The organism is Thiomicrorhabdus chilensis DSM 12352 (genome assembly GCF_000483485.1).
GTDB lineage: Bacteria > Pseudomonadota > Gammaproteobacteria > Thiomicrospirales > Thiomicrospiraceae > Thiomicrorhabdus > Thiomicrorhabdus chilensis.
In genome coordinates, this window is record NZ_KI519609.1 from 1,129,772 (window position 1) to 1,143,556 (window position 13,785).

At 48.5% G+C, this 13,785-nt stretch carries 10 protein-coding genes and 1 riboswitch; of the genes, 6 read left to right on the forward strand and 4 right to left on the reverse strand.

Annotated elements, in window-relative coordinates; translation table 11 throughout:
- Positions 1–4: 4 nt before the first annotated feature.
- Positions 5–211 carry a hypothetical protein gene (locus B076_RS0105390; protein ID WP_028486414.1) on the forward strand — a complete coding sequence of 69 codons (207 nt, stop codon included), beginning with the start codon at positions 5–7 and terminating at the stop codon, positions 209–211.
- 93 nt (positions 212–304) lie between these two features.
- The gene (locus tag B076_RS0105395; protein WP_028486415.1) at positions 305–1,726 is read left to right on the forward strand and encodes a PilZ domain-containing protein; all 1,422 of its coding nucleotides are present in this window, start codon (positions 305–307) and stop codon (positions 1,724–1,726) included.
- A gap of 47 nt (positions 1,727–1,773) precedes the next feature.
- Here B076_RS0105395 and B076_RS12180 read toward each other — a convergent pair whose 3' ends face one another.
- The 3 genes from B076_RS12180 to B076_RS0105415 form a co-directional block, all read right to left on the reverse strand.
- Positions 1,774–2,685, reverse strand: a complete 912-nt coding sequence (locus B076_RS12180) for a cobalamin-binding protein (protein ID WP_084205714.1) — start codon at positions 2,683–2,685, stop codon at positions 1,774–1,776.
- A gap of 115 nt (positions 2,686–2,800) precedes the next feature.
- Positions 2,801–4,648 carry a TonB-dependent receptor plug domain-containing protein gene (locus B076_RS0105405; protein ID WP_028486416.1) on the reverse strand — a complete coding sequence of 616 codons (1,848 nt, stop codon included), beginning with the start codon at positions 4,646–4,648 and terminating at the stop codon, positions 2,801–2,803.
- 159 nt (positions 4,649–4,807) lie between these two features.
- A riboswitch (cobalamin riboswitch) is annotated at positions 4,808–5,027 on the reverse strand.
- A gap of 136 nt (positions 5,028–5,163) precedes the next feature.
- Positions 5,164–6,375 carry a multidrug effflux MFS transporter gene (locus B076_RS0105415; protein ID WP_028486418.1) on the reverse strand — a complete coding sequence of 404 codons (1,212 nt, stop codon included), beginning with the start codon at positions 6,373–6,375 and terminating at the stop codon, positions 5,164–5,166.
- Between the two features lie 357 nt (positions 6,376–6,732).
- Between B076_RS0105415 and glnS the strand changes: the two genes are divergently transcribed.
- The 3 genes from glnS to dbpA all read left to right on the forward strand — a co-directional run bounded on the left by glnS (position 6,733) and on the right by dbpA (position 10,375).
- Positions 6,733–8,412 (forward strand): glutamine--tRNA ligase, encoded by a 1,680-nt coding sequence (gene glnS / locus B076_RS0105420; protein WP_028486419.1) that lies wholly within the window; start codon positions 6,733–6,735, stop codon positions 8,410–8,412.
- Positions 8,412–8,846, forward strand: coding sequence for a DUF3010 family protein (locus B076_RS0105425; protein WP_028486420.1), 435 nt, complete (start codon positions 8,412–8,414; stop codon positions 8,844–8,846). The genes glnS and B076_RS0105425 overlap by 1 nt, the downstream gene beginning before the upstream one ends.
- Before the next feature lie 149 nt (positions 8,847–8,995).
- Complete coding sequence (gene dbpA / locus B076_RS0105430) at positions 8,996–10,375, forward strand: ATP-dependent RNA helicase DbpA (protein ID WP_028486421.1); 1,380 nt, start codon at positions 8,996–8,998, stop codon at positions 10,373–10,375.
- 76 nt (positions 10,376–10,451) lie between these two features.
- Here dbpA and B076_RS0105435 read toward each other — a convergent pair whose 3' ends face one another.
- Positions 10,452–10,916: a peroxiredoxin gene (locus B076_RS0105435; RefSeq protein WP_028486422.1), complete on the reverse strand. Its 465-nt coding sequence runs from the start codon at positions 10,914–10,916 to the stop codon at positions 10,452–10,454.
- Between the two features lie 292 nt (positions 10,917–11,208).
- Between B076_RS0105435 and B076_RS0105440 the strand changes: the two genes are divergently transcribed.
- Positions 11,209–13,785 carry a CHASE domain-containing protein gene (locus tag B076_RS0105440; protein ID WP_028486423.1) on the forward strand — a complete coding sequence of 859 codons (2,577 nt, stop codon included), beginning with the start codon at positions 11,209–11,211 and terminating at the stop codon, positions 13,783–13,785.

Consider the following 13,785-nt stretch of genomic DNA (forward strand, 5'->3'; position numbering starts at 1 on the left):
GGAAATGCTCAAATATCTAACTCTGGCAGGGATTGTTTACTTTTTTTATTGGTTGATCAAGCATAAGTTGCGGGTTCGCAAACTGGAGCGCCAGGGCATTGTGGTTGAGCAAAAAGGCTTGCGTCCCATCACCTTGCTGAGCATTGTCATGGTCGTGATGTACGGCGGTTATATGCTGTATTATTTGCTTAACCAAGCCGTGGAGTCTTAATAAGCATTATCAACCTCGGTTCAAAGTGAATCTCTCGGACAAGGTTCAGGCAGTGCAACACAAGATGGATCCTATTAACATAAGGTATTGAAAATGCCAGGTACGCATTACGACAACGATCACTCTTTTATTGAAAGCCTGCCTTTTGAATACCGTGCCGTGGCCTATCACATTCTGCGTAGCAGCTCTTTAGAAATCCTGCTGATGGACCTGAGGAGCCAGTACTCCAAACACTTTGAAGATTTCAGAAGCTCCAAGCCCCTTAACGAGCAGGGCATAGACCAAACCCTTTGCGCCTGTATCGTCGCCAAAATCACCTCTTTTTCGCATGACCTTTATATCAGCCAGGTGCATCAGCAGTTTTTGGAGGAGACCCTTTACAAAGTATTGGCTGTGCTTTTGCAAATGCCCGGCGCCGATAGACGCCGTATTCAGAAGGTACTGAAAGAGGATCACCCACGAACCTGGCACTGGTTGAATCAGGATAAGACGCAAAGCCCGCGTGAGAAACAAAGGCTGGCAATCCGTAAACGACACGACAACATTCGTCGTTATTTTCGCTACAAAGCCGATATGAGTTATCACTTTATCCGTATTGGCAGTCACGAAAGTGTCGAGGAGTTGCAGGGGGATATCTACAGTTCAGGCATTAAACACTTCACCAAAATCGTCAATGAAAAACTCGATACGGTGGTGGTGAACTATACCAAAAACATCCACTTGGCGCTGCACGATCAGTACCCGCAAGCCCACCGACTGTTTATGGAGGTGTTGGAGAAACTCGAACACTTGCGTGAAGTGCTCAATGGGGTGTCGGTGGGCGTACTGGATATGCAGGCGGCGCAGGAGCAACTGAACACCAACCTGAACCAGTCGTTGGATTATGCCTCCTTGGACGGCAATATCCGTACGGAAAGCATTCTGCGCGATTTTGAAGAGAAACTGAACCAAATCAATCGCAGTACTTTGATTTTATTAGAGAACTCGACCCCGCATAAGCTCTATGAAGGCCCGGTTCTGGAAAAGCTTAAAATCGATTACGACATTCGGGATTACATCGAAAAAAACAAACAGAATGGTTCCAAGTTATTGAAATCGTTTATTGATTTATATCACTATACGTTGCTGATGGAGAAAATCTACAACAACATTTCCAGCAGCAATTACATCATCATCTTTCCGGAATATTGGTCGCGTGATTATCACGATATTTCGCCAACCGGTTTCGCATTTTTAACCGAATTCCTGGTGGATAAGAACGATATCCTGGAGTTGTTTTTCCGTATCAATGTGTCGACGACCGAGGTTGAAGACTATGAGATTATCCATCAAAGAGCCAAGGTGGTGCGCATTGAGGAAAAATATGATCTGGGCCGATATCTGATCGCCTGCGAGTTCATTATGTGTCCGAAAGCCACCATCGATATCATCACCAAATCCACTCAGGGGCAAGAGGTGATTGATGCCTATAATTCGGCCGGTCTGATGGATGAAGATGAGCCATTTGGGTTTTGATTTGAAGAATGATGTTGTGCTGTTGAGTTCGGGGCAGTCACCTCACTTTATTGATCGCCAAGGCCGGGAGTTCGCTCTTCAGGAGCTTTAAGACTTAAACGTGCTTGTTGGATATTTTCACACAACTGCGGCAAGGCTTCGATCAGGCGAGCCGTCGCCCGATGGAAAAAATCTGCGTTCAGAGTGTAGATCTGTTGGTTTTTCACCGCTGTCAGGCTGTGCCATTTTTGCCACTCTTGCTGCCATTGTTTTTGCATGGCTTCCTCTCCGCCGAGCAAAATGATTTGCGGGTCACGTTGCAATACGCTTTCCATGTTCACCTCTCCGGCCAGCAATGGCAAGTCCGCAAAGATATTACGGGCGCCGCACAGTTGCATGGCCTGGCTGATGAATTGTTGTTGGTTGACGGTCATCAGCGGGTCGTTCCAAATCTGATAAAAAGCCCGAACCGGTAAAGATGATGTATAGCGTTGGCGCAAGGTCTCAATCAGTTTTTCCAGTTTTAAGGCTTGGATTTCGGCGTGATCAGCACTATTGAAAAGTGTCCCGAAACGACGTATTTCCTGAGGAATTTCAGAAAGTTTGCGCGGTTCCGAAAAGATCACGTGGAATCCCAGTTGGTTCAACCGCTCCACATCTTGAGGGCGGGTGCCGGATTGCCAGGCGATGATTAGGTCGGGCTGCAGTTGAATAATGCGCTCTATTGAGAGTGCGGCCGCCGTGCCCACGTTGGCTATGTCAGACACCTGAGGGGGGTAATCGGAGAATGCGACCCGTCCAATCAGTTTGTCGCCGGCTCCAGCACTGAACAGCAGTTCGGTGATATGAGGGGATAGGCTGATAATGCGTTGGTAGTCGGCACGTGAGGTCGGCGTCTCGTTATCCGACCAGGCCTGCTGAATTTGCAAAAGCAGCAGACAGCCTGTAAACAGGGTTTTCATTAGAAAAGAGGGGAGCATAAATTATCCAACCTACGGTTTGTTTGGGATATTGTAGCGATTCACATCGCCTTAAACCAAAAAAGGGCTATGAATCATAGCCCTTTAGGTATTAATCATCATTTTCCGGAAGCGATTAGATATTGCCGCGGATTCCCACAAAAGTCTGCATCCCGCCATTGGAATAGACATTGTTTGAGCTCGCATCGGTGATGGCGCTGGTGTAGTCTTCGCCAAAGACGTTGACGACACGGACATACATGTTTAACCCTTTATTCAGCGCATAGCTGGCCGTCAGATTGGTGGTGAAGTAATCGCCTATCTGTTGGCCTTGCTGATCGTTTTGGTCATACATCTGTCCCACATAACGGCTCTGAATACCTATCTGAGTATTGGCAAAACCATCGTACATCACCTGCAGGCTGACTTGATCCTGTGGACGGCGTCCAAGCCATTGGTTCTCGGCATTTTTGGCCATCAGCGTATCGTACGCTAACTCGAAGTCGGTATTCAGTTGCTTGAAATAGCGCGCGTATCGTACTTCGAATCCGCTGAGAGAACTGGTGCCATCTTCGTTGTAGGCTTCGTAAAGGCTGTTGTAACCGATCAGGTCGGTTACGTCGTTATCGTAGTAACTCACTTCCAGTCCGTAAGCGCCCAAGTTGATTTCATACCCCTCTGTGGTTTCCGGCTGCAATCCGGCTACCGAGTGGGTGTAGTCATACAGCGACGGCGCATTATAGGCGGTGCCGTAATTTGCGCCCAGATAGATGTCCGGCTTGATTCGGTATTTGATGCCGATTCTTCCGGTTAGCTTGTCATCGAAATCGTTGTCGTATTGATCGTTGCGCAATGATTCGCTGATAATCAAGCTGCCGTTATTGAACAGGTTGGTGTTGGTGACAAACAAGCCGGTCGATTGGTATTCGGCTTCGGAGAGACCGTAGTAATCGCTGACGCCTTTATACTCGCTGAGCACGGCTCCGGCCGTTAAGGATTGACCGCTCAGGTATTCGTAATTGACTACGCCGCCTTTTTCGGTGGATTCGCCTTCGTAGTATCCGGTGACAAAAGGTTCGACATAAGTACGCTCAATTTGATAGTTGCTTAAGTAGAGTCGCGCGGAAAGTCCATCTTGTTGATAACGGTACTGCAATTTGCGCAATTCGCTGTCGATTTTTGCATGCGAGACGGCATCTTCCGGATCATAGCCGTTTGGCCAGGCATAGGCGTCGTAATCGAAATCACTTTGGTTTTTCTTGATCGAGGTTTCCAAACGATGCTGCGTGCTCAGGTTCAAGCCGAGTTTAAAATTGATATCGGTTTGTGAATGCCCGTCTCTTTCGGAATCGTCGCTGTCGGCATCCGCCGCAATGACGCTGGAATAGCCGTCGCTGCTGGTATCGGACAAGGAAAATACAAAATCTGCGTGGTCATTGGCCGCACTTAAGGTGGTGGCTAATTTTTGGGTATTCCAAGAACCCCTTTCAATGTTGACTTGAGCGTGCCCACCTTGGGTCGCTTGTTTGGTGATGATGTTCACCACGCCCGCAGCCGCGTTGGCACCCCAGACACCGGCCTGAGGGCCTTTGACGATTTCGATGCGATCTATGTCTTGCAGAGCCACCGTATTCAGGTTTGCGCCAAAGGAAGAAGGATCGTTGATCGAGACACCATCCACCATGATGAGTACTTGACCGTTGCTTGAACCGCGAACTTGCAACAATGTGGTTTGAAGCGGGCCGCCACTATTGTAGAGGTTGATGCCGGGAACCACCTGTAGAGCTTCTTGAATAGTTTGGTAGTGTTTTTCCTCAATTTCTTGAGCTGTAATCACGGTCAGGTTGGAGGTGACACTGCGAATGGACTGTTCGCTGTTGGTTGGCGACATCACCAGAATGTCGTTTAATTCGGTTGTTTCGGAAAGCGCCGGAGAGGTCGCGATCGCCGTCAATACCGCAACGGATAAAGTAGAGGGTTTCATGGAGTTTCCTTCAATTCATAAAATTCATAATGAACGAAGGCAAAACGGGTCGTTAGCTTAACACAACAAATCAGCGCCAACCCTTGGGGGGACGCTAAAAATAAAGAGGTAAATTCACGCCGCATTGCCCACCGCAATCGGTTGTGAGTGATCCGTGAGGGTTCACTCGTTTCTCTGGCCGGTATCCGGGCTTAAGAGCGGTTTCAGATGGCCTTCTCGGAAAGGATTTTCCAATGGCATGTTAATCTGTCTTCTCTATCACCGTTGCGGGGGCAGCGTAGGAATTAAAGCCACACAAAAAAACATGATCGTGTGTCTTTGCACCAAACTTCCCGTTTAACGCAATCCAAGTCATCAAATCAAATAGACAATAATCAAATGGATTGTGCACCAGAAAACGCGCATTGTAAGCCTTTAGGCGCAAGCTTGCAAATCCATCAAGGGCGATTTGAGCAGGCCTGTCCATTTTGCGGTGGCATGTTGTTTTGAATAAGGACTTATAAATTAAGTTTGGATTAAAAATTTTGCACTTGATTGGCCAGCTTGGGAAGTTGGCGATAGACACTGAGCCATAGAAGCAGGCCGATCAACCACATGCTGAGCAGGGCGACCGCCATCTCGATCAAAGAAGCGTGCACTAATGGCACCACCAGTATGGAGATCAAAGCCGCCATTCCCATCTGCAACAGACTTTGCAGTGAAGCCGCCATGCCTCGTTTTTCGGGGAGACAATCCATGGCAAGAATCGAGAGCACAGGCAGGCTTAGCGACACGGCAAATGCGTAGAGGCTGATGGCTGGAATGACGCTCCAAAAATGCGGGTCATTGAAACTCACCAATATTAAATTAAGCATGGTTGCCGAGCCGCCGATTAGAAAAGCCAGATTGGCCATGCGTAAGGGACTCTGCCGATTAGACAGCTGATGGGCCAGGAAAGATCCCAATACCATGCCGCTGACCATTGGCACGAATTGTATCCAAAAGTCTTCTGGCCCCAGTTTGAGGTGATCGAAAATCAAACTGGCAGAACCGGCGATGTAGACAAAAAATCCTCCGAATACAAAGGATTGAGCAAGCACCAGACGAATGAACAGTGGATGTTTCAAGCTGTGACCATAGGAGATCAATAACCTTTTAGGCGCAATCGATTGTATGTGCTCAGGGTTCTGGGTTTCGTCAATGAAAAAGTAAATGAGCGCGAGGGTGAGCAGTCCGTAAGCGCACAAAAACCAGAAAATGCTTTCCCAGTCGAAGTGAAGCTGTAAAAACCCGCCGATAATCGGGGCGATGGCCGGACCTACGGCAAAGACCATCATGACGATGGCCATGGCTTTTTGCGCTTCATTGGCGGGATAACTGTCTCGAATCATAGCGCGCGCGGCAATGATCACGCCTCCGGCCAGAACCCCTTGCAACACCCTGAAGAGCATGAAATGGTCGAAAGTGGCCGCCAGGGCGCAGCCGCCGGAGGAGAATGCAAATCCTAAAAGGGAAATGGTGGCGACTTTTTTTCGGCCAAAGCGGTCAGCAAGCGGCCCCCATATTAAGGTGGTGATGGCAAACGCCGCCAAATAAGCGCCCATTGAGGCCGCCAGCATGTCGCGTGACACCTGATAGTGGCTTTCAATCGCCGGAAAAGACGGCAAGTAGGTGTCGATTGAAAAGGGCGCAATCATATTGCCCAAGGCAGCAAATAGAATCAGCCTGATTTTGGCTTTATGGGACAAGCATCCTCCCTTCAGGTGTGAGCGACAGCACTGAAAACAAGCCACTAATTTTAGCACGACAGACCAGAAACCGTTCGAGCGTTTGCTGCTTCTGAACCCCTCTTTTAGTTTAAAAACGCACCGACAGATAAGGCTTCAGACAAATAAGCACTAAATAAGCAGCTATTTAGGCGATCTACCCATTCGGTTATCTTTATGGGCTTAGCGCATTGATGCTATAATTTTGCCTATTTCACGCGTATCCCTGTCCGGCCCGATATTTAAAGGGCGCTTAAGACAAAGGATTGGGGATACCAAGACCAGGCCTGCTGATTTTCAGGCTTGGATTAATCGGCATTTGAACAGGTTTTAGAATAGATGAGTAAAGCAGGTAAAAGCGAAGCAGTGGAGCGTCCGGTAAATTTCATTCGTAACATAATCGATGAAGATTTGGCTAAGCACAAATATGAGTCGGTGCGAACCCGTTTCCCACCCGAACCGAACGGTTATCTGCATATCGGTCACGCCAAGTCGATCTGCCTGAATTTTGGCATCGCCGAAGACTATGACGGGGCCTGTAATCTACGGTTTGATGACACCAATCCGGCTAAAGAAGATTTGGAGTACGTTGATTCAATTCAGCAAGATGTTTGCTGGCTGGGATTCAAATGGCCGGGTGAACCGTGTTATTCGTCCAATTACTTCGACCAGTTTTACGCTTATGCGGTGGAGTTGATTGAAAAAGGATTGGCTTATGTCTGTTTCTTAAACGCCGAAGAGACACGGGAATATCGCGGTAATCTAAAGGAGCCGGGTAAAGACAGTCCATACCGTGATACCTCGGTGGAAGAGAATCTGGCACTGTTCGAGAAGATGAGAAGTGGTGAGTTCAAAGAAGGTGAGTGTGTTTTAAGAGCCAAAATCGACATGGCGTCTTCATTTATGTGCATGCGCGATCCGACTTTGTATCGTGTGCGTTTTGCCCACCATCACCAGACTGGCGATAAATGGTGCATCTACCCGATGTATGATTTTGCGCACTGCCTTTCCGACGGCATCGAAGGGGTGACACATTCCCTGTGTACCCTTGAGTTTCAGGATAACCGTCGTCTTTACGACTGGGTGTTGGACAACCTCAATGATTTCCAAAAGCCGGATCGCCCGTTCCAGTACGAGTTTTCGCGTTTGAATCTGGAATATACGGTGATGTCCAAACGTAAACTGCATCAGCTGGTGGACGATAAATTAGTGGAGGGTTGGAACGACCCGCGCATGCCGACCATTTCCGGAATGCGCCGCCGCGGTTACACTCCGGCTTCAATCCGTGACTTTGCCGAACGCATTGGTATTTCCAAAGTGGACAGCATGACCGAGATGGGCATTCTGGAAGCGGCGGTACGTGATGACCTAAACAAGGTCGCGCCGCGTTCGATGGCGGTGATTGACCCGATTAAAGTGGTGATTGAGAATTATCAGGACGAGCCACAGACTTTGATGGCGCCGGTACATCCGCAAAACGAGACAATGGGTAAACGTGAAATCTTTTTCGGACGCGAATTGTACATTGACCGTGCCGATTTTACCGAAGTCGCGCCAAACGGCAAATACATGCGTCTGGCGCTGGACAAAGAAGTACGTTTGCGCAATGCCTATGTAATTAAAGGCCTGCGTGCCGATTATGATGCTGATGGCAATGTGACGACCGTGTATTGCAGTTATGATCCGGATACGCATGGTAAAAACCCGGCAGACGGGCGTAAGGTCAAAGGCGTGATTCATTTTGTGGAAGCGAGCCACGCCCTGCCGGCTGAATTCCGTTTGTATGATCGTCTGTTCACGGTGGAGAACCCGGCCAAGGAAGAAGATTTTGAATCCGTCCTCAATCCCGAATCTCTGGTGGTCAAGTACGGTTTTGTGGAGCCAGGCCTGCTCAATTCGGCCGCCGAACAAGCCTACCAGTTTGAGCGTGAAGGGTATTTCTGCCGCGATAATCAGTGCGGAGACAAGCAGGTTTACAACCGCACCGTGGCCTTGCGTGATACCTGGAGCAGTAGATAATGCTGGTATGCGGCGTTGAATTGAGCGGTAACGATGCGGTGATCTGTTTGCTTTCGGAAAACGAAGGCATCTATTACTTGCCGGAATGCCGGGTAAGGCGTATTCAGTGCGCCAACCCGGATCGCGCGGAGGATCTTAAGTATTTCCAGAAAACCTTCGCCAAATTGGTCGAGGATTACAAAATCGATCACGTGGTCATCAAGGAACGCATGAAAAAGGGCAAGTTTGCCGGGGGCGCCAATGGCTTTAAGCTGGAGGCGGCCTTGCAGTTGGCACCGGGATTAGAGGTGTCGCTGTTGTCGGCCACCGAGCAGAAAGCCAATCTAAAACACTGCCCGATTCCATTTTCGTTTGCCGATACCGGCTTAAAAAAGTTTCAGGAAACGGCCTTTAACGTGGCTTTTGCCTATTTCGCGGGCAAACATGAATGGTAGCAAAATATTTAATTTGAGCTCAAATAGAGCTTGAATAACACCCCTTTAAATATCCACTGCCGTTGGTGTGTTTCTGATAACAGGACACTATGCAAAACCGGTGATGGGTTAGCCGAACTTTCATTCTGTATGGATAAATGAGAACACACATGGCTTCAACTTTTGAACATCTGGAACTGCCCACTGCGCAGTTGGAAAACCTCAAGGCCTTAGGCTATGAGTTCATGACTCCGATTCAGGAGCAGGCTTTGCCACTGGCTTTGGGGGGCAAGGATATGATTGCCCAGGCCAAAACCGGAAGTGGCAAAACCGCCGCCTTCGGCATTCCGATGCTGGATAAGATCGATCCCAAGATTTTTGCGGTGCAAGGTCTGGTGATTTGTCCGACGCGCGAGCTCAGCAATCAGGTGGCCGAAGAGTTGCGGCGTCTGGCGCGTTTTCAGCACAATATCAAAGTCGTGGTGCTCTGCGGTGGTGTGCCGATGCGTCCGCAAATCAGTTCGCTGGAGCATGGCGCGCATGTGGTGGTGGGCACGCCGGGTCGTTTGAAGGACCATATTCTAAAGGGGAATCTTGATATCAGCGGTGTTGAGACGCTGGTGCTGGATGAAGCGGATCGTATGCTGGAAATGGGATTCAAAGAAGAGATGGTCGAGATCATCGGCTATACCTCAATGGACCGTCAGACCTTGCTGTTTTCCGCAACCTTCCCGGATGACATCGAATACATCAGTCGTCGTTTTCAAAAGAACCCGATGCAGGTGGTGGTTGAAGCCCATCATGGTATGGACAGCATCGATCAGCAGTTTTTCATTTGTCACCATAAGGATAAGCTCGACAGTCTGGTTAAACTCCTGGCTTTCAACGCTTTCGAACACGGCATGATTTTTTGCAATACCAAAGCACTGGTACAGGAAGTCACCGACTTTCTGAGAGAAAAGGGTTTCAGTGTTGTGGCGTTGCATGGCGATATGGAACAACGCGAGCGTGAACAGATTCTGATTCGTTTCAAACACCACAGTGTGAATCTTCTGGTTGCCACTGATGTGGCGGCGCGTGGACTGGATATTGCCGCCTTGCCCGTGGTCATCAATTTTGAACTGCCGCGCAACCATGAGACCTATACCCACCGCATTGGCCGCACCGGACGAGCCGGACTGGAAGGCACGGCCATCACCCTGTTTACCGAAAAAGAACGTTACAAACTCGATAACCTGAGTGCCTTTCAAGGTCATGCCTTGGCCTATGAGTCCATCGATACGCTACCGAGTGTGCGCGGAAACCGGGTGCAGCCAAAATATGAGACCCTATATATCTCCGGAGGCCGAAAAGACAAGTTGCGTCGCGGCGATGTGCTTGGGGCGATCATCAAGCAGGCGGGCGTGGACGGCCAGTACGTTGGCAAGATCGATGTAGTGGATCATTCCACCTATGTGGCCATTGAACGCGAACAGGTCGCAAAAGTGGTCAAGGAGTTGAATCAAAGCAAAATCAAGGGCCGCAAGTTCAAGGTCGGCCGAATTCAGTAGTATCCTTGAAGAGAACCACCAAAATGAACAGGCCTGTCCATTTTAGTGAAGTGACTCTTTAAAGGAATTGAATGCTTTATAGGGTTTTGACTTTCTCGAGTATGGCCGCTGCATGGCCTTCCGGGCTCACGCCATACTCAGCATATGCGAGCATGCCTTGTTTGTCGATGATAAAGGTGGAACGCACGATGCCCATTTTTTTGACTCCGTTTCTCTCTTTTTCCTGCCATACGGCATAAGCTTCGCAGAGCTCTCCCGAAGTATCCGCCAGCAGCTCCACCTGCAAAGAAAATTTGTCGATAAAGGTCTGATGGCTTGCGCACGAATCTTTGCTGACACCCAGCACGACGGTATCCGCTGTCGCGAACTCATTGGCCATTTGAGTGAATTCATTGGCTTCAATGGTGCAACCCGGTGTGTCGTCTTTTGGATAAAAATAGAGCACCACATTTTTATGTCCGATGAAATCGCTTAAAGTGACCGTCTGCTGATGTTGATTGAGTACGCTGAAATCCGGCGCGGGCTGGTTGCTGTGTAACATAATGGAAGCTCCTTTTTGAAACCCCCATCATACCCAATTCCGCATGACATGCGTAGTTTGAAACAGGGGTTTGTTCATGCGATTCTATGCGATTGTGTGCATTAGGCTGATTTAGAGGTATTGATAAAGCTATTTTAGAGGAAGAAGCGACTCAACTGGCTATTATGTGACCATAAATGAGTTGAATCGCGGCCGTGTCTTTTTGAGCCCTTTTTGAAAGAGGATAGGCTAAAATGAAGCCTGGTCACTTTCAGCCTCAGACCGTTTTATTGACTTAAAAAAAGGGATTTGCGTGCACTGGATTCGCTCCAATAAACAGGTCTATCTGCTCAGTGCTTTGGTGTTTTTACTGGGCTTGGCGCTAACCGGAATGCGTTATAACTTTTTGGTTGAAAAAAACAACGCAGCGCTGGAATCACATTTTACCGATCACGCCCAAAGCTTCTACCAAGCGGTCAGTCGTGCGATGCGCAACGAAGTTGAGCGTTTGGAAAGTTTGGCCGCCGTGTTTAATTTCAGCGAGCAGGTGAGCCGCAATGATTTCAACCATTACGCTCAGGTTCTGACCTCTTCAAGACACGCCATACAGGCGTTGGAATGGCTTCCGGTTATTTCGCATTCACAACGTCACGCCTATGAAAACTCGGTTCGTGACGAAGGCTATGAACAATTTTCCATCATGGCCTGGCAAAACGGAGAACTGATCAGCGCTCCCGAATCAGACACCTATGTGGTGGTGGATTATGTTTATCCGATGGCCGGAAATGAACGCGCATTGGGTCTGGACGTTGCATCGATACCCTCCCAAAAACAGACCATTGAGCAGGCTGCCGTCTTGCGAGAGACGGTCATCAGCCCGCCATTTCAACTGGTTCAGGAGACCGGCGATCAGAAGGCGGCATTGATTTACCAACCGATTTTTTCTGACACGCACCCTGCGGAACTGAAAGGGTATGTTTTGTTAATTTTGCGAATGAATGATTTTCTGAATTTCGTTAAACAGGATTACCTGCTTTCCTCCTATTTGAGTTATTCCATTAAAGACGTCACCGATAGCCTTTCCAAGGCGTTTGTCGATGAGCACAGAGCTCATCCTGTCTCCTCCGGTCATTATCGAGAAGACAGTAGCCTGTTCACTGTCGGCAATCGCGACTGGGAACTGTCCGCCTGCGTCGACCTTCGACAGATCCCCGAATATGAAGTACATCAGTTGTTGCTTAACAAACGTCCCATCCTCAATGGCGTTGCGATCAGCCTGCTGGTGGCTCTGTTTGTATTCGGTTATTTTCGGTTTCGTTTGGTCAGCCAGCAGAACCGACGCCATTTGGAAGAACAAAGAGGCCGTTATCAACAACTGATCGAGCAAAGTTCCGATGGCTTTTATCTGGTGAATTGCGACGGTGACATACTGAATGTCAACCAGGAGGCCTGCAAGATGTTGGGCTACCCGCGATCTCAATGTTTAAGCATGAACCTCAGTCAGATTGAGGCCCGTTATACAAAGCAAGAGCTTGACGCCATGTGTAATGAGCTTAAAGTCGGGCAAAAAGTTTTGGTGCAAAGTATTCATATACGAAAAAGCGGCAGTGAATTTCCGGTGGAGATCAGTGCAACCAAATTTGTCATAGACGGACATGAAGTGGTGGCCTGTTTTGTTCGCGATTTGACCGAACGGCTGACTTATCGTGCCTTATCGCTTGATAACAGTTTGCTGCAAGCGGAATTGAAAAAATACACTCAGGAACTGCAGGAGCAGAAGAACGCCTTTGAAACCGTGTTTGAAAAATCGACTGACGGAATCTTTCTGACCGAGGGGCGTCATATCATAAACTGTAATGAAGCCACTTTGAAGACTTTTGGCTACGCTTCCAAAGAGAGGGTTCTAAAGCTTCCGAGCCATGTTTTTTCGCCCGAGTATCAACCGGATGGCGAGACTTCTTTGCGCAAAGGGAATCGTATGCTCAAGCAGTGTTTGAAGAAAGGTTCCCATGCTTTTGAATGGATGAATGTGCGTGCCGATGGCGAACCTTTTTGGACGGATGTGGTGTTGACCAGACTGGAGTTATATGGGCGTACCATCATCCATATCGCTTTCCGTGATATTTCCAAACGCAAGCAGTTGCAGAGCGAAATCATTTTGGCCAAAGACAATGCCGAGAAAGCCAATCAGGCCAAGTCGGAATTTTTGGCCAATATGTCACATGAAATTAGAACGCCCTTACACGGTATCTTGAGTTATGCAAACCTGGGTGAAAGTCGTTTTGAAACTGCCGACAGACAAAAGCTGGGACGCTATTTCAGTTTAATTAATAGCAGTGCCCAGCGTTTGTTGGTTTTGCTTAATGAATTGCTTGATTCGGCGAAATTGGAAACCGGAAAAATGGACTTTCATTTTGCTTTGCAGGATCTAACCGGGGTGATTGGTCAAGCCCTTGCCGAGCAAGAATCCACTTTGCTCGACAAAGAACTGACGGTGGTGAGTCCGTCTAGCGCTCAGGTCGCCTATTTCGATGCCTTTAGAGTGACGCAGGTTTTAGCCAACCTGCTGTCAAATGCCATTAAGTTTTCCCCGAGAGGAGGGCGCATCAAGATTGACTATCAAGTCGATGGTGGTCAATATTTGCAGGTTAGGGTCATGGATCAAGGTCCCGGCATTGATGAAGAATCGATCGAGGCGGTGTTTGACAAGTTTGTGCAAACCTATCCGAAAAACGGAAAAACACTGGGTACAGGACTTGGGTTGTCGATTTGCCGCGAGATAATCCAAGCCCATCACGGCCAGATATGGGCTGAAAACCTGCCAGAAGGCGGAACCATGCTGGTGTTTACTTTATCCATGCAGACTTTAAGAATTGATCAGCTGGATTGA